A 15,696-nucleotide genomic window follows, 5' to 3' on the forward strand; every position below is an offset into this window, starting at 1 on the left:
TTTTTATTTGTAAAGGCATTTCACTTAACAAGGAGATGAGTCAAGATGTCGCTTGAAAAAACGACAAGAATGAATTATCTATTTGACTTTTATCAATCGTTATTAACGCCAAAGCAAAAAAGTTATATGGCGCTTTATTATTTAGATGATCTCTCTCTTGGTGAAATTGCAGAAGAATTTCATGTTTCGAGGCAAGCTGTTTATGATAACATCAAACGGACCGAATTTATGCTAGAACAGTATGAAGAAAAACTTCGTTTGTTTCATAAATTTCAACAACGCACGACTCTTTTAGAAAAGATTACGGATTGTTTAGAAAAAAGCAACTCCAAAGAAGAAATTTTAGCTCTTGTGGAGGATGTAAAGAAATTAGATTAGGAGGACCTTAAAAAATGGCATTTGAAGGTTTAGCAGAACGTCTTCAAAGTACAATGCAAAAGATTCGAGGAAAAGGTAAAGTTACAGAAGCCGATGTAAGTGAAATGATGCGTGAAGTACGTCTTGCCCTACTTGAAGCTGACGTAAACTTTAAGGTCGTTAAACAATTTGTGAAGCGGGTAAAAGAACGTGCTATTGGTCAAGATGTGTTAAAAAGTTTAACTCCTGGTCAACAAGTCATTAAAGTGGTAAAAGAAGAATTGACGGAATTAATGGGCGGGGAAACAAGTAAAATTGCGGTGAGCAATCGCCCACCTACAGTTATTATGATGGTCGGATTACAAGGTGCTGGTAAAACAACGACAACTGGTAAGCTTGCGAATTTACTTCGTAAAAAATATAACAAACGTCCGATGTTAGTTGCATGTGACATTTATCGACCAGCGGCGATTAAACAGCTCGAAACGTTAGGAAGTCAACTAAATATGCCTGTTTTTTCTCTCGGAGACCAAGTAAGTCCTGTTGAGATTGCAAAACAAGCGATTGAAAAAGCGAAAGAAGAACACTATGATTATGTTCTTTTAGATACAGCAGGTCGTCTTCATGTGGATGAAGCATTGATGGATGAGTTGCAACAAATGAAAGAAGTAACAAAACCAGATGAAATCTTTTTAGTGGTAGACTCTATGACTGGTCAAGATGCGGTAAACGTCGCAGAAAGCTTTAATAATCTTCTAGGCCTTTCAGGTGTCGTCTTAACAAAACTAGATGGGGATACACGCGGTGGGGCTGCGTTATCGATTCGCTCCGTAACGAAAACACCGATTAAGTTTGTTGGGATGGGTGAAAAAATGGATGCCCTGGAAGAGTTTCATCCAGAACGGATGGCTTCACGTATTTTAGGCATGGGCGATGTGTTAACACTCATCGAAAAAGCACAACAAAATGTTGATGAAGAAAAAGCAAAAGAACTAGAAGCAAAAATGCGGACAATGTCTTTTACATTCGATGACTTTTTAGACCAACTTGGGCAAGTTCGTAACATGGGGCCATTGGAAGACTTGTTAGGAATGATTCCTGGGATGAACAAGCTAAAAGGAATGAAAAACATCCAAATTGATGAAAAACAACTTGTTCATGTTGAAGCAATTATCCAATCGATGACGAAAGATGAAAAAACGCATCCAGAAATTATTAATGCGAGTCGTAGAAAACGAATTGCAGCAGGGAGTGGTACTTCTATTCAAGAAGTCAATCGACTGTTGAAGCAATTTGAAGAAATGAAAAAGATGATGAAACAAATGACTGGTATGACAAAAGGTAAGAAAAAAGGTTTGAAATTCCCATTTATGTAAGACATATTTTATGATAAAAAAACAGTGGGATGATATATATTTTAAAAAATTATTGGAGGTGCCGTTATTATGGCAGTAAAAATTCGTTTAAAACGCATGGGAGCAAAAAGATCTCCTTTCTATCGTGTAGTAGTTGCTGATTCTCGTTCACCACGTGATGGTCGTGTGATTGAAGAAATCGGTACGTACAATCCAGTAGCAAACCCTGTAGAAGTTAAAATTGATGAAGAAAAAGCGTTACAATGGATGCAAAATGGTGCAAAACCATCTGACACTGTTCGTAACTTATTCTCAAAACAAGGCCTTATGGAAAAATTCCATAACGCAAAAAACAACAAATAAGACATAAAGCAATAATGGTTGTCACAATTTAATTGGTTTAGACAAAGATAAATAGACAAAGAAAAAAAGGGGGGATGACCTCCTTTTTTTCATTATATAAAGAAATTTCCCATCAATAGGGAATAATTATTTGACGAAGAGAAAGAAACTTTTCATATGCGAGGTGACCTATGAAAATTTTAGTAGAAGCAGTAATAAAACAAGTCATCACAGAGAAAAGTAAACAAACACTCATGGACCGAATCCATGCACAAATTGTTCAATTTGAAAAAGAATGTGAACAATTGCAATTTGAAAGGAAACGACTAGAGAAACAATATAAACATTACGAACAAACAGTAGATGAAAAGTTTCAAAAAGAAATAAATAAACGAAAGCAAAAGCAATCGTTGTTACAAACCCAATTAGGACAAATTGCCATGCTATCAGATGGAAGTGAAATAGAAGACGGGGTTGTGCAGTCGGTGGTGGATGTTCAAGTTGGCGATTCCGTCACAAAGTTGCAAAAACAAAAGGAAATTGTTATAAAAGATGGTGTCATTATTGAAATTAGATAAGTGAGGTGTGCGTATGGACGACATATTAAAGGTTGGAAAAATTGTAAATACACATGGAATTAGCGGGGAAGTTCGCATTATTCCGATTACTGATTTTGTAGAAGAACGATTTCAAAAAGGTCAATCGCTTCTCATAAAAATGCCTTCGGGTGAAGAAAAGACCGTGACCATTAAGACGCATAGAAAACATAAACAATTTGAATTAGTGACGTTTGATCACTATGAAACTATTCATGACGTGGAACCGTTTAAAGGGCTTACTCTTTATATTGCAAAAGACCAACTTCATTCATTACCAGATGGAGAGTTTTATTATTACGAAATTATCGGTTGTTCGGTAGTGACAGATGATGGACAAGAAATTGGGGAAGTGAAAGAAATTTTGTCCCCTGGTGCAAATGATGTTTGGGTTGTATCGGATAAAAATAGTAAAAAGGAGTACTATATTCCATATATTGATGATGTCGTCTTGCAAGTAGACATAGAGGAAAAGAAAGTGATCATTCATCCGATGGAAGGGTTGTTAGGTTGATGAGAATAGATGTTTTAACGTTATTCCCAGAGATGTTTCATGGTGTATTCCAATCTTCCATTTTAAAAAAAGCACAAGAAAAGCAAATTGTCGATTATCATCTTACTAATTTTCGTGACTATTCAACGAATAAGCATCAAAATGTCGATGATTATCCGTACGGTGGTGGAGCTGGGATGGTGTTAACGCCACAACCCATTTTTGATGCAGTAGATGCTGTCAAAAAAGAAACAAGAAGTACAAAGCCACGGATAATTTTAATGTGTCCACAAGGGGAAACATATACACAACAAAAAGCGGAGCAATTGAGCAAAGAAGAGCATTTGATTTTTATTTGTGGGCATTATGAAGGATATGATGAGCGTATTCGGGAACATTTAGTAACGGATGAGATATCTATCGGCGATTATGTGTTAACTGGTGGGGAATTAGCAGCAATGGTCGTGATTGATAGCGTTACTCGTCTATTAAAGGATGCGCTTGGTAATGAAGAATCTGCTCCGTGTGATTCGTTTAGCAGTGGTCTTTTAGAATATCCTCAATATACGAGACCAGCGAATTTTCACGATATGAAAGTACCTGACGTTTTGTTAAGTGGAAATCATCAGAAGATTGAGGAATGGAGAAAGAAAGCTTCCTTGAAACGAACGTATGAAAGACGTCCGGATTTATTAGAAAATTATCCGTTAACAGAAGAAGAAAAAGAGTGGGTAAAAAAGTTAAAAAAGAATAGAGGAAACCTTGCTTATCCCGATAAAATATGATAATATTTCTTTTGTTACTGTATAGATGATGAAAGCAGTTTGCAATCATTTGTTTTTATTTCTATACGACACGGTTAAGAAACGAACCGATTGAATGGCATTACTATTCCTTATGATAGTAGTCATTCATGAACGTCTAAGAAACTCACATAAATGACTTAGACCAACGTGAGATTATCGCGTGGCGTTTCATTAATACGATGTTCCGCTGCATACATCTTTTTAGATATGTAAGAGCATGGTACGGAAGGAGGAAACATCCTATGCAAGAATTAATTCGTGAAATTACTAAAGAGCAACTAAAAACAGACCTTCCAGCATTTCGTCCTGGTGATACTGTTCGTGTTCACGTAAAAGTAGTAGAAGGTACTCGTGAACGTATCCAAATCTTTGAAGGCGTTGTAATTAAACGTCGTGGTGGAGGAATTAGTGAAACTTTTACTGTTCGTAAAATTTCTTACAACGTTGGTGTAGAACGTACATTCCCAATCCATTCACCAAAGATTGCTCAAATCGACGTAGTACGTCGTGGTAAAGTACGTCGTGCTAAACTTTACTACTTACGTAAATTACGCGGAAAAGCAGCTCGTATTAAAGAAATTCGATAGGTTTAAAAGGGGAGCTTGTGTGTATCATCACAAGCTCTCTTTTTTCTAAAAAAAGAAAGATGATGGAGGATGTTTGATGTCTAAACATCACATAGATGGAAAAGGAACCTTAAAAGTAATGGTGCTTGCTTTTTTATTAGCGATACTAGTGCGTACTTTTGTCTTTGCACCGATTTTAATTCAAGGTGATTCTATGAACCCGACATTAAAAAATAATCAACGTGTTTTATTAAATCGGCTATACACATTCCAATCGTCAAATCGGTTTGATATTATCGTTTTTCACGCCCCCGACCAACGAGATTATGTGAAACGTATTATCGGGCTTCCTGGTGATAAAGTGGAATATAAAGACGATCAATTATATATTAATGATGCTCCTGTCCAAGAGACGTTTTTAACGAAAAAAACAAATACAGCGTTTACTGGGGACTTTACGTATGACTTTACCTTACAAGAAGTAATCGGTACAAACACAGTTCCAGATGGAGAAGTGTTTGTGATGGGGGATAATCGAAGATATAGCAAAGATAGTAGAACGATTGGCACTATTCCTATCGAAGACATTGTAGGAGAAGCGACAATCATCTATTGGCCTTTTTCGTCTGTTAAAAAAGTAGAGTAGGTGAAAAAATGACAATTCAATGGTTTCCAGGTCATATGGCAAAGGCTAGAAGGCAGATTGAAGAAAAAATAAAAATGATTGATATCGTGATTGAACTGGTAGATGCTCGGATTCCAGAGTCTTCGCGCAATCCGATGATCGATGAAATAGTAAAACAGAAACCAAGACTGCTCGTGTTAAATAAAGCAGATTTAGCGGATGAAATTGTTACGACTGCTTGGCTTCAACATTACAAAAAAAAGGATGTAGCAGCGATTTCTATCAATTCAAAACTTGGCGAAGGTATTCAAAAAGTAGTCGGAAAATCTCGGGAAATGTTACAAGAAAAACGCGAGAAGTTAGAGAAAAAAGGGATTAAAAATCGTCCGATTCGTGCATTAATTATCGGTATTCCTAATTCAGGGAAATCAACGTTAATTAACCGTATGGCGAAAAAGAATATTGCGAAAACAGGTAACCGTCCAGGGGTAACGACGCAACAACAATGGATAAAAGTTGGGACTGACTTCGAATTGCTGGACACACCAGGTATTCTTTGGCCAAAATTTGAAGACCAACAAGTAGGTCTTCGATTAGCCGCTACAGGAGCAATTAAAGACCAATTATTACATTTTACCGATGTTGCTACCTTTTTATTAGAATATTATTCGAAAGAATACAAAGAACGATTAATCAATCGATATAATTTGACTGCGTTTCCTGATGACATCGTGGAATTATACGATGAAATTGGAAAAAGACGAGGCTGCTTTATTCGTAAAGGGGACATCGATTATGACAAAGTAGCAGAATTAATTATTCGGGAAACGAGAAATGGACAATTAGGTCGATTATCATTTGAAAAACCAGAGTAGATACGCGAACAACAGCGTATCTTTTTTATATTATACGTATTTTTCTATTCGTCTTGTGCAAATGCATTCATTCCATTACGAAAATAACCGATAGTAAAGATAGGGGATAAACATGAAACGAACGATTAAAGAAATAGCAACATTATTAGCAAACGATACGATTTCAAAAGAAGTGTACGACACATTAGCAAATGATGCACGCAAAGGTGTACAAACGTTATTAAAGCGTTATGAACGTCAACAAGAAACGAAACAAAAATTAATGGAAAAATGGCACAAAATGATGGAATTTGAACATTCTATTTATGAGAAAGGGCTACACTACATTGCGGGAGTGGATGAGGTAGGAAGGGGGCCTCTTGCTGGTCCTGTCGTCGCCAGTGCAGTCATTTTACCGAAAGATTGTATGATTCTTGGTTTAAATGATTCAAAAGCAATGAGTAAAGAAAAGCGTGAGTGGTTATATACAGAAATTATGGAGCAAGCGGTAGCAATTGGAATGGGCGTTGTATCACCCGCAGAAATAGATGAATTAAACATTTATCAAGCGACAAAAAAAGCGATGACATTAGCATTATCCGATTTGCAAACGAAGCCAGAATATGTGTTCATTGATGCGATGGAACTTACGATCCCAATCCCGCAACAATCCATTATTAAAGGAGATGCCAAAAGTGTCAGTATTGCAGCTGCCTCTATTATCGCAAAAGTAACGAGAGATCGTTATATGGAAAAGCTAGCAAAAGAATATCCAGTGTATCATTTTGAAAAAAATATGGGGTATCCAACAAAAGAACATTTAGAGGCAATTGGAAAATACGGAATTATTGAAACGGTTCATCGGAAAAGTTTTAATCCGATTAAAGAGATGTTGACGCAATAGAGGTGACGATGATGGAATTAACGAGTGTCATATCACAAGCATATCGTAAATCTAATCAAAAACAACAAGACCTTCATTTAAAACAAGGGCAAATCATTTACGGAAAAGTAGTAAAGGAGGAAAATGGCAAGGCGTTTGTTCAAATTGGTTCTCATTTTTTAAAAGCAAGCGTCGAAACATTTGTACAAGAAAATAAAAATTATTGGTTTCGAGTGTTTCAACAAGAAGATACGATTCAATTAAAAGTGATGAAACAAGCACAACAATTAGTAGAAGGTAACCCTAATCATTTAGAAGGAATGTTAAAAGAATGGGGTATGAAGGCGACGAAAGAAAATCAAATGATTCTCTCTTTTTTTATGAAAGAGGGGATGAGTATATCAAAAGAATTGTTTGAGCAAGTTCGTGCATTATTATCTAATGTAACTTCCTTACAAGAAGGACTAACAACGATTAAACTAATGATAGCGAGAGGGCTTCCGATGAAAGAACCGTTTTTTTCTATCCTCATGCAAGCCCAATCGAAACAACAGTTTTTAACGGATTTTTCTCAGTTTTTACAAAAAGCAGAAACATTGCCACTACAACCAGATACGAAGCGAAGGATTGAACAATTACAACAAAAAATAACGGTCGATGGAATGGAATTTTTAAAAACAGGAGCCGTGACGGATGAAAAAAGTAGCAAAGCACTTTTATTTTTAGTGAAAGAAGCGTATGTATCAGACAATAAAGAAGCAAAAAGGATGATGGAGTTATTGCTTCCAAAAGTTTCAATCACACAACAGGAGATTCAACAAGTTTTACAATCAAAAGTACCAATGGAGGCATTACAGGTATTATTAGCAAAAAAGAATGCTCCAGTAACAGTTCCACAACTTCTAGAACGGCTTCAACAATCAATCAATGAATCAAATGAAACGATGCAGCAAATGGCTAAAATCATAGAAAAAGCACCGGTACAAGAATTAGCGAAAACATTAAAAAGCATCGTTCCTTTTCTCGGATTGCAATACGAAAAAGATATGGTAACATTTATGGCAAACCGAGAATGGATGCCGAAAGAACAATTGTTAGCCCAAACAAAAGCGATTCTTTTAGAAATGAGAAATCAGTGGAAAGAAAGTTCGGAAGGGTTTCAACAAGTAAATGAATTATTGAATCGCCATACCGCATTGCAACTAGTAAACGTACAAAATCAACCGCTTTTTCAATTGCTATTTCATTTTCCTATTTCGTTTACAAAGCACATAGAGGAAGCGATTGTACAATTTGAAGGGAAGAAAAATAAAAATAACGAAATTAATCCTGATTTTTGTCGAATTGTTTTTTATTTACAGTTAGAACATGTGAAAGAAACGATTGTCGATGTGCAAATTCAAAATAAAATTGTAAGCATTCATCTCTACAATGAACATTCGTTAGAAAAGCAAGTTCGCATCTTAACCCCAATGTTAAAAATGGCATTAGAAGATTTAGATTATCAACTTTCATTTGTAAAATCAATAGAGAAGAACGAACCAGAGCAAAAACCATTATTAGAAACAATTAGTGATGCAACGTATCAAGAGGTGGATATTCGAATATGAGCGAAGAAAAAGAAAGCATTCAAAGTGCGGTAGCATTGTCGTATGAATCAGAAAGCGATGCAGCACCTAAAATAGCTGGAAAAGGTAAAGGCGACTTAGCGAAACGGATGATTCAAATGGCAAAAGAAAATCAAATCCCCATTCAAAAAGATGAAACATTAGTAGAATTATTAAGTAAGTTGGAAGTGAATGAAACGATACCAGAAGAACTTTATCAAGTTGTAGCGGAAATTTTCTCTTTTATCTACAAATTAGATAGCTTATCAAAATGAAAAAGTACTTGTTGATTCAAACAAGTATTTTTTTGTGCAGCAAAAAGTATAGAAAAGCTTGATTATTTTCAAAAGTGTAAAAGGAATATTGTAATTGAGCGTAGAAAATAAGGGTATTAGGGGAAATACCTTCAAGCAATCTTTTCTAGTAGATAGGGGGAAACGGTATGAATATTCACGAATATCAAGGAAAACAGATTTTAAAGCAATTTGGTATAGCAGTTCCAGAAGGATACGTCGCCTATTCGAAAAATGAAGCAACAGAAAAGGCTGGTTTATTAAATAGCGATGTGATTGTTGTCAAAGCACAAATTCATGCAGGTGGTCGCGGGAAAGCTGGTGGCGTTAAAATAGCAAAAAATAAGGCCGAAGTACGAAGTTACGCCGCAGAATTATTAGGAAAAAAATTAGTGACCCACCAAACAGGTCCACATGGGACGGAAATTAAACGGTTATTAATTGAAGAAGGTGTAGATATTGATCAAGAATTTTATGTTGGATTAGTGTTAGACCGTAATCTTTCACGAATTGTGTTAATGGGTTCTGAAGAAGGTGGCGTGGATATTGAAGAAGTGGCGCATCGTACACCAGAAAAAATTATAAAAGAAGTCATAGACCCATCTATCGGTTTGCAAATGTTTCAAGCACAACGATTAGCTTTTAAAATGAATATTCCAGCACCATATATTCCGAAAGCAGTGCAATTTATGCTTGCTTTATATAAAGTGTATACCGAAAAAGATTGCTCGATTGCAGAAATTAATCCGCTTGTTACGACGAAAAGTGGAGAGGTGTTAGCGTTAGATGCAAAGTTAAATTTTGATGACAATGCGTTATTTCGTCATTCAGATATTGTTGAATACCGTGATTTAAATGAAGAAGACCCAAAAGAAATTGAAGCATCTAAATACGGGCTTAGTTATATTGCGCTTGATGGCAATATTGGTTGTATGGTAAATGGCGCAGGACTTGCAATGGCAACGATGGATATTATTAAATTTTATGGTGGTGAGCCAGCTAACTTTTTAGATGTTGGCGGAGGTGCCTCAGAAGAAAAAGTAACAGAGGCGTTTAAAATTATTTTATCTGACCTACATGTAAAAGGCATTTTTGTCAATATTTTTGGCGGTATTATGAAGTGTGACGTCATTGCGCAAGGTATTATTCAAGCAACAAAAGAAGTAGGATTACAAATTCCTCTTGTCGTTCGTTTAGAAGGAACAAACGTCGAACAAGGAAAACAAATGTTAAAACAGTCTGGTTTAAATATTGTTCCAGCAGATTCCATGGCGGACGGGGCACAACAAATTGTGGAACTTGTAAAACAATAAAACGAACGGAGGATAAAAAATGAGTATTTTAGTCAATCGTGATACGAAAGTCATTGTGCAAGGAATTACTGGTAGACAAGGATTGTTTCATGCGGAACAGATGATTGAGTATGGAACAAAGATTGTCGGTGGTGTTACACCAGTACGAGGAGGAACGACCGTTCTAAATGGGATTCCAGTATTCAATACTGTCGAAGATGCAGTAAGGGAAACAGGTGCAACAGTGTCGATTGTATACGTACCACCTTTTTTTGCAGCAGATGCTATTATGGCAGCTGTAGATAGTGAACTAGAACTAGTTATTTGTATTACAGAAGGTATTCCAATTATGGATATGACAAAAGTGAAGCGATTTATGGAAGGAAAAAAGACACGTTTAATAGGTCCTAACTGTCCGGGAATCATTACTCCAGAAGAATGTAAAATTGGTATTATGCCAGGGTATATTCATAAAAAAGGTCATGTAGGGATTGTAAGTCGTTCTGGTACATTAACTTATGAGGCGGTTCATCAATTAACGCAAAAAGGAATTGGTCAATCTAGTGCAGTTGGGATTGGTGGTGACCCAGTCAACGGGACAAGTTTTATTGATGTATTAAAAATGTTTCATGAGGATGAAGACACAAAAGCAGTGATTTTAATTGGAGAAATTGGTGGATCTGCTGAAGAAGAAGCGGCGAAATGGATCAAAGAAAACATGACAAAACCAGTCGTTGGCTTTATTGGAGGACAGACTGCACCACCAGGAAAAAGAATGGGGCATGCTGGAGCTATTATTTCGGGTGGAGAAGGAACGGCGCTTTCTAAAATAGAAACGATGACACAATGTGGAATTCGAGTTGCAGCCAATCCGTCCATTATTGGAGAAACACTCGTTCAATTATTGACAGAAAAAGGAAGATTAGAAGAGTTTTTAACGATAAATTAAAATATCTCTTGCGCTAATACAAAAGAAAAGTTTGTAAATAGGCACAACGACGAAAATAACCATTCCATCTGTCATTATCTTGATATAATAGTAAGAATATTCAAATAATAATGCGAATTTACTAGTTTTTGTGTGGTGTTCGTTTTGTTTCCTACTGTTTGTGTTTAAAAAGAAAAATACTCCGAAGTTTGTAAGCTAAAAGAATGACGAGAGGGCTCTCCGATTTTAGGAGGCCTTTTTTGTGCGGAAGGATGTTGACGATGACAGAAGAACGAGCATTAGTTGTTTTGCACCATTGTCGCGGTGTAGGATATGGCACATTAGAAAAAATAGTAAAACGAAACCTATCATTTTCCACATTCCTCTCACTTTCTCCAAAAGAATGGGTACACCAACAATTTATTAAAAAAGAAAATCTATCTAAGTTTCAAGAAGACCTCCAACGTATCAACTATTCCAACTTAAAACGTGTGTATGAAAAAAGAGGAATTACCATTATTACTATTTTAGATGAAAGATATCCCGCCCCTTTAAAAGAAATTGATACCCCTCCATTTGTTTTATATGCGAAAGGACGTATAGAATGGCTCTCTGTGTATCAAATGATAGCGATTGTCGGAAGTAGGAAAATGAGTACATTTGCTAAAAAAAATCTAGAAAAAATTTTACCTCCCCTTTTACAAGAAAATTGGATAATTGTGAGCGGATTAGCAAAAGGGGTCGATACGTTAACGCACAACATGACGATGGCATTAGGAGGGAAAACAATTGGTGTGCTAGGTTCAGGATTTGGGTATATATATCCGAAAGAAAACAAAGCAATAATGGAACAAATGGGGAACGAGCAATTGTTGATAACCGAATATCCCTTTCATTATCCACCTAATAAATGGCAATTCCCGTTTAGAAACCGAATTATTAGTGGATTAACAAGAGGAACTTTCGTGTTGGAAGCAAAGGAACGAAGTGGTTCATTAATTACAGCAAATTATGCATTAGAGCAAGGACGAGAAGTATTTGCTTGTCCTGGTCCACCAAGTTTAGAAGCGTTTGTTGGGACGAATGAATTGATTTTAAATGGGGCAAAATTAGTCCAAAACGGACAAGATATTTTAGAAGAATTACCGAAATTTATGCGATAAATAAGAGAAATCCGGAACAAAATTTAATTTTTATGTTTGACAAACCTTACCTTTCTATTTAATAATAGTGGGGATTTTAAATTACCTCTTAGGGGGGAGGAAACAGCAATGGGACAATATTTAGTAATTGTGGAATCTCCTGCTAAAGCAAAGACGATACAACGCTATCTAGGAAAGAGATATACAGTGAAAGCATCAATGGGACATGTTAGGGATTTACCTAAAAGTCAAATGGGTGTAGATGTAGAACACAATTATGAACCGAAATATATTACGATTCGTGGAAAAGGTCCAGTTTTAAAAGAATTAAAAAAAGAAGCGAAAAAAGCACAGAAAATATATTTAGCAGCTGACCCTGACCGAGAAGGGGAAGCGATTGCATGGCACTTAGCACACGTATTAGGTGTAGATGAAAATAGTGATTGTCGAGTTGTCTTTAATGAAATTACAAAAGATGCAATTAAGGATGCGTTCAAAACGCCAAGATCCATTAATATGGATCTTGTAGATGCGCAACAAGCAAGACGTGTGTTAGACCGATTAGTAGGATACAATATTAGCCCTTTATTATGGAAGAAAGTAAAAAAAGGATTGAGTGCAGGGCGGGTACAATCGGTTGCACTTCGGCTTATTGTAGAACGAGAACGAGAAATTGAAACGTTTGTTCCAGAAGAATATTGGTCGATTAAAGTAATGTTTGAAAACGAAGGACAAATATTCGAGGCTGATTTTGTAACTGTTGATGGACAAAAGCTAAAATTAAAAAACGAACAAGACGTTTTACAAGTTGTCAATCGATTAACATCGGATGATTACATTGTTCAATCCGTCAAAATGCGCGAACGTAAAAGAAATCCGGCACCGCCTTTTATTACTTCTAGCTTACAACAAGAGGCGGCGAGAAAATTAAACTTCCGTACGAAAAAGACAATGATGATTGCTCAACAACTGTATGAAGGGGTTGAGATGGGAAAAGAAGGTACGGTCGGGTTAATTACGTATATGCGTACGGATTCTACAAGAATTTCAGAAACAGCCCAACAGGAAGCGAAAAGTTATATCGAGTCTACATTTGGTAAAGAATTTATCGCGACAGAACAACGAAAAACAAAAAACAAAGCGAATGCACAAGATGCTCATGAAGCAATTAGACCAACGTCAATTTTACGGGAACCAGGCATTGTAAAATCATTTTTAAGCAATGATCAGTATCGTTTATACAAATTAATTTGGGAACGTTTTGTTGCGAGTCAAATGGCACCAGCAATTTTAGATACAATGGCGGTGGACATTGCACAAAACGGGGTTGTGTTCCGAGCGAATGGTGCGAAAATTAAATTTAAAGGTTTTATGAAAGTATATGTAGAGGATACCGATGACGGCAAAAAAGAAGAAGAAAAATGGTTGCCAAGTTTGTCAGAAAACCAAGTGGTGAAAAAAGAAAATATAGAATCAAAACAACATTTTACACAACCACCACCACGGTATTCAGAAGCTCGTTTAGTACGTACGTTAGAAGAGTTAGGAATTGGTCGTCCATCCACGTATGCACCAACGCTTGATACGATTCAACGTCGCGGGTACGTTGCGTTAGAGGACAAACGTTTTGTGCCTACGGAATTAGGAGAAATTGTTTTAGAATTAGTGATGGAATTTTTCGCTGATATTATCGATGTTGATTTTACCGCTAACCTTGAACATAGCCTAGATGAAGTAGAAGAAGGAAAAGCAGAGTGGATTGCGGTTATTGATGCCTTTTATAAAGAATTCGAGAAAAAACTAGTCGTAGCAGAAGAAGAAATGAAACATGTGGAAATTAAAGATGAACCTGCTGGCGAACAATGTGAAAAATGCGGAAGTGAAATGGTGTATAAAATGGGACGTTACGGTAAATTTATGGCGTGCTCTAACTTCCCGGATTGTCGAAATACAAAACCAATCGTGAAAGAAATCGGTGTAAAATGTCCAAAATGTAAAGAAGGAAATATTATTGAACGTAAAAGTAAAAAATCACGTATTTTTTATGGGTGTGATTGTTATCCAGCGTGTGATTTTGTATCTTGGGATAAACCGATTGCCCGTCCGTGTCCAAAATGTAACAGCATGCTTGTGGAGAAAAAATCAAAAAAAGGCAAGCAAGTCGTTTGTACGGAATGTGACTATCAAGAAGAACAGCAATAGGGGGAGTATACCGTGGAGTTTGTAAATGTCATTGGTGCTGGTCTTGCTGGAAGTGAGGCAGCATGGCAATTAGCAAATCGTGGTGTGAAAGTAAAGTTATATGAAATGCGTCCGAAAAAACAAACACCTGCACATCATACCGATAAGTTTGCGGAATTAGTATGTAGTAACTCACTTCGAGCAAACGCATTAACAAATGCAGTCGGTGTGTTAAAAGAAGAAATGAGACGAATGAACTCGGTCATTATTCGAGCTGCAGATGAAGCTCAAGTACCTGCAGGGGGGGCACTTGCAGTTGATCGCCATGATTTTAGCGAACGAGTAACGAATTATGTAAAAGAACACGAAAACATAGAAGTACTCTACGAGGAAGTGACAGAAATTCCTGAAGGACCGACTGTCATTGCTACGGGTCCGCTAACTTCCGAATCGTTTGCAAAAGCAATTCAAGAAATAACCGGAGAAGAATATTTATATTTTTATGATGCAGCGGCTCCTATCATCGAAAAAGATAGTATTAATATGGATAAAGTGTATTTAAAATCACGGTATGATAAAGGGGAAGCAGCCTATTTAAATTGTCCGATGACAAAAGAGGAATTTGAAGCCTTTTATGAAGCGCTCATAACAGCAGAATGTGCCCCATTAAAAGAATTTGAGAAAGAATTTTATTTTGAAGGCTGTATGCCATTTGAAGTAATGGCAACACGTGGTCAAAAGACATTATTATTCGGGCCAATGAAACCAGTAGGCTTAGAAGACCCAAAAACAGGAAAAAGACCGTATGCTGTTGCTCAATTAAGACAAGATGATAGTGCTGGTACGCTGTACAACATCGTTGGATTCCAAACGCATTTAAAATGGGGCGAACAAAAACGAATTATTCAAATGATTCCTGGATTAGAAGAAGCGGAAATTGTTCGATATGGTGTGATGCACCGCAATACTTTTTTAAATTCCCCAGCATTGCTTAAACCAACGTACCAATTAAAAGCTGTAGATCATTTATTCCTTGCGGGGCAAATGACTGGTGTGGAAGGATATGTTGAAAGTGCGGCATCAGGCTTAATTGCGGGATTGAATGCAAGCCAATTTGTGAAAGGGAAAGAACTGTTTGTTTTGCCAAAAGAAACGGTGATTGGTAGTATGGCACATTATATTACTACGACAAATGTGAAACATTTCCAACCGATGAACGCAAACTTTGGATTATTGCCACCACTTGATGTTCGAATGAAAAACAAAAAAGAGCGGTACGAGCAACTCGCTAATCGAGCGCTTGAAACAATTCAGAATTTTGTGTCAATATTATAAGCAAGTGTTGAAAGGGGTACTAAATTATGATACGATTTAGT

Annotated in this window: 17 protein-coding genes; all 17 read left to right on the forward strand. The window is 36.6% G+C overall.

The annotated features are described in order from the left end of the window. Nucleotides 1-45 precede the first annotated feature (45 nt). Nucleotides 46-378, forward strand: a complete 333-nt coding sequence (locus BN1372_RS05405) for a putative DNA-binding protein (protein ID WP_062197828.1) — start codon at nt 46-48, stop codon at nt 376-378. A gap of 14 nt (nt 379-392) precedes the next feature. Beyond that, nucleotides 393-1,733 (forward strand): signal recognition particle protein, encoded by a 1,341-nt coding sequence (gene ffh / locus BN1372_RS05410; RefSeq protein ID WP_062197829.1) that lies wholly within the window; start codon nt 393-395, stop codon nt 1,731-1,733. 69 nt (nt 1,734-1,802) lie between these two features. Further along, nucleotides 1,803-2,075, forward strand: a complete 273-nt coding sequence (gene rpsP / locus BN1372_RS05415) for a 30S ribosomal protein S16 (RefSeq protein WP_062197830.1) — start codon at nt 1,803-1,805, stop codon at nt 2,073-2,075. Nucleotides 2,076-2,245: 170 nt separating this feature from the next. Next, nucleotides 2,246-2,632 carry a YlqD family protein gene (locus BN1372_RS05420; protein WP_062197831.1) on the forward strand — a complete coding sequence of 129 codons (387 nt, stop codon included), beginning with the start codon at nt 2,246-2,248 and terminating at the stop codon, nt 2,630-2,632. Nucleotides 2,633-2,645: 13 nt separating this feature from the next. Continuing rightward, a complete protein-coding gene (gene rimM / locus BN1372_RS05425) occupies nt 2,646-3,164 on the forward strand; it encodes a ribosome maturation factor RimM (RefSeq protein WP_062197832.1) in 519 nt (172 codons plus the stop codon). Beyond that, nucleotides 3,164-3,928, forward strand: coding sequence for a tRNA (guanosine(37)-N1)-methyltransferase TrmD (gene trmD, locus BN1372_RS05430; protein WP_062197833.1), 765 nt, complete (start codon nt 3,164-3,166; stop codon nt 3,926-3,928). Before rimM ends, trmD begins: the two co-directional genes overlap by 1 nt. A gap of 263 nt (nt 3,929-4,191) precedes the next feature. Beyond that, on the forward strand, nt 4,192-4,536 hold the full coding sequence (rplS, locus tag BN1372_RS05435; RefSeq protein ID WP_062197834.1) for a 50S ribosomal protein L19: 345 nt from the start codon (nt 4,192-4,194) through the stop codon (nt 4,534-4,536). 76 nt (nt 4,537-4,612) lie between these two features. Beyond that, a complete protein-coding gene (gene lepB / locus BN1372_RS05440; RefSeq protein ID WP_062197835.1) occupies nt 4,613-5,161 on the forward strand; it encodes a signal peptidase I in 549 nt (182 codons plus the stop codon). A gap of 8 nt (nt 5,162-5,169) precedes the next feature. Then, nucleotides 5,170-6,015 (forward strand): ribosome biogenesis GTPase YlqF, encoded by an 846-nt coding sequence (gene ylqF, locus BN1372_RS05445; RefSeq protein ID WP_062197836.1) that lies wholly within the window; start codon nt 5,170-5,172, stop codon nt 6,013-6,015. Nucleotides 6,016-6,127: 112 nt separating this feature from the next. Further along, nucleotides 6,128-6,898, forward strand: coding sequence for a ribonuclease HII (locus tag BN1372_RS05450; RefSeq protein ID WP_062197837.1), 771 nt, complete (start codon nt 6,128-6,130; stop codon nt 6,896-6,898). 11 nt (nt 6,899-6,909) lie between these two features. Continuing rightward, a complete protein-coding gene (locus BN1372_RS05455; protein ID WP_062197838.1) occupies nt 6,910-8,487 on the forward strand; it encodes a hypothetical protein in 1,578 nt (525 codons plus the stop codon). After that, nucleotides 8,484-8,759, forward strand: coding sequence for an EscU/YscU/HrcU family type III secretion system export apparatus switch protein (locus BN1372_RS05460; RefSeq protein ID WP_062197839.1), 276 nt, complete (start codon nt 8,484-8,486; stop codon nt 8,757-8,759). The genes BN1372_RS05455 and BN1372_RS05460 overlap by 4 nt, the downstream gene beginning before the upstream one ends. Before the next feature lie 167 nt (nt 8,760-8,926). Further along, on the forward strand, nt 8,927-10,090 hold the full coding sequence (gene sucC / locus BN1372_RS05465) for an ADP-forming succinate--CoA ligase subunit beta (protein WP_062197840.1): 1,164 nt from the start codon (nt 8,927-8,929) through the stop codon (nt 10,088-10,090). A gap of 19 nt (nt 10,091-10,109) precedes the next feature. Continuing rightward, nucleotides 10,110-11,018, forward strand: coding sequence for a succinate--CoA ligase subunit alpha (sucD, locus tag BN1372_RS05470; protein ID WP_062197841.1), 909 nt, complete (start codon nt 10,110-10,112; stop codon nt 11,016-11,018). 260 nt (nt 11,019-11,278) lie between these two features. Further along, nucleotides 11,279-12,160, forward strand: a complete 882-nt coding sequence (dprA, locus tag BN1372_RS05475; protein ID WP_187118395.1) for a DNA-processing protein DprA — start codon at nt 11,279-11,281, stop codon at nt 12,158-12,160. Nucleotides 12,161-12,268: 108 nt separating this feature from the next. Continuing rightward, on the forward strand, nt 12,269-14,341 hold the full coding sequence (gene topA, locus BN1372_RS05480; RefSeq protein WP_062197843.1) for a type I DNA topoisomerase: 2,073 nt from the start codon (nt 12,269-12,271) through the stop codon (nt 14,339-14,341). 12 nt (nt 14,342-14,353) lie between these two features. Beyond that, complete coding sequence (gene trmFO / locus BN1372_RS05485; protein WP_062197844.1) at nt 14,354-15,655, forward strand: FADH(2)-oxidizing methylenetetrahydrofolate--tRNA-(uracil(54)-C(5))-methyltransferase TrmFO; 1,302 nt, start codon at nt 14,354-14,356, stop codon at nt 15,653-15,655. Nucleotides 15,656-15,696 lie beyond the last annotated feature (41 nt).

It is taken from the genome of Massilibacterium senegalense (genome assembly GCF_001375675.1).
Taxonomy (GTDB): Bacteria; Bacillota; Bacilli; order Bacillales; family Massilibacteriaceae; genus Massilibacterium; species Massilibacterium senegalense.

Coding starts and splice junctions, on each gene's coding strand:
- BN1372_RS05405 (WP_062197828.1), top strand. CDS start 46: ATGTCGCTTGAAAAAACGACAAGAATGAATTATCTATTTGACTTTTAT.
- ffh (WP_062197829.1), top strand. CDS start 393: ATGGCATTTGAAGGTTTAGCAGAACGTCTTCAAAGTACAATGCAAAAG.
- rpsP (WP_062197830.1), top strand. CDS start 1,803: ATGGCAGTAAAAATTCGTTTAAAACGCATGGGAGCAAAAAGATCTCCT.
- BN1372_RS05420 (WP_062197831.1), top strand. CDS start 2,246: ATGAAAATTTTAGTAGAAGCAGTAATAAAACAAGTCATCACAGAGAAA.
- rimM (WP_062197832.1), top strand. CDS start 2,646: ATGGACGACATATTAAAGGTTGGAAAAATTGTAAATACACATGGAATT.
- trmD (WP_062197833.1), top strand. CDS start 3,164: ATGAGAATAGATGTTTTAACGTTATTCCCAGAGATGTTTCATGGTGTA.
- rplS (WP_062197834.1), top strand. CDS start 4,192: ATGCAAGAATTAATTCGTGAAATTACTAAAGAGCAACTAAAAACAGAC.
- lepB (WP_062197835.1), top strand. CDS start 4,613: ATGTCTAAACATCACATAGATGGAAAAGGAACCTTAAAAGTAATGGTG.
- ylqF (WP_062197836.1), top strand. CDS start 5,170: ATGACAATTCAATGGTTTCCAGGTCATATGGCAAAGGCTAGAAGGCAG.
- BN1372_RS05450 (WP_062197837.1), top strand. CDS start 6,128: ATGAAACGAACGATTAAAGAAATAGCAACATTATTAGCAAACGATACG.
- BN1372_RS05455 (WP_062197838.1), top strand. CDS start 6,910: ATGGAATTAACGAGTGTCATATCACAAGCATATCGTAAATCTAATCAA.
- BN1372_RS05460 (WP_062197839.1), top strand. CDS start 8,484: ATGAGCGAAGAAAAAGAAAGCATTCAAAGTGCGGTAGCATTGTCGTAT.
- sucC (WP_062197840.1), top strand. CDS start 8,927: ATGAATATTCACGAATATCAAGGAAAACAGATTTTAAAGCAATTTGGT.
- sucD (WP_062197841.1), top strand. CDS start 10,110: ATGAGTATTTTAGTCAATCGTGATACGAAAGTCATTGTGCAAGGAATT.
- dprA (WP_187118395.1), top strand. CDS start 11,279: ATGACAGAAGAACGAGCATTAGTTGTTTTGCACCATTGTCGCGGTGTA.
- topA (WP_062197843.1), top strand. CDS start 12,269: ATGGGACAATATTTAGTAATTGTGGAATCTCCTGCTAAAGCAAAGACG.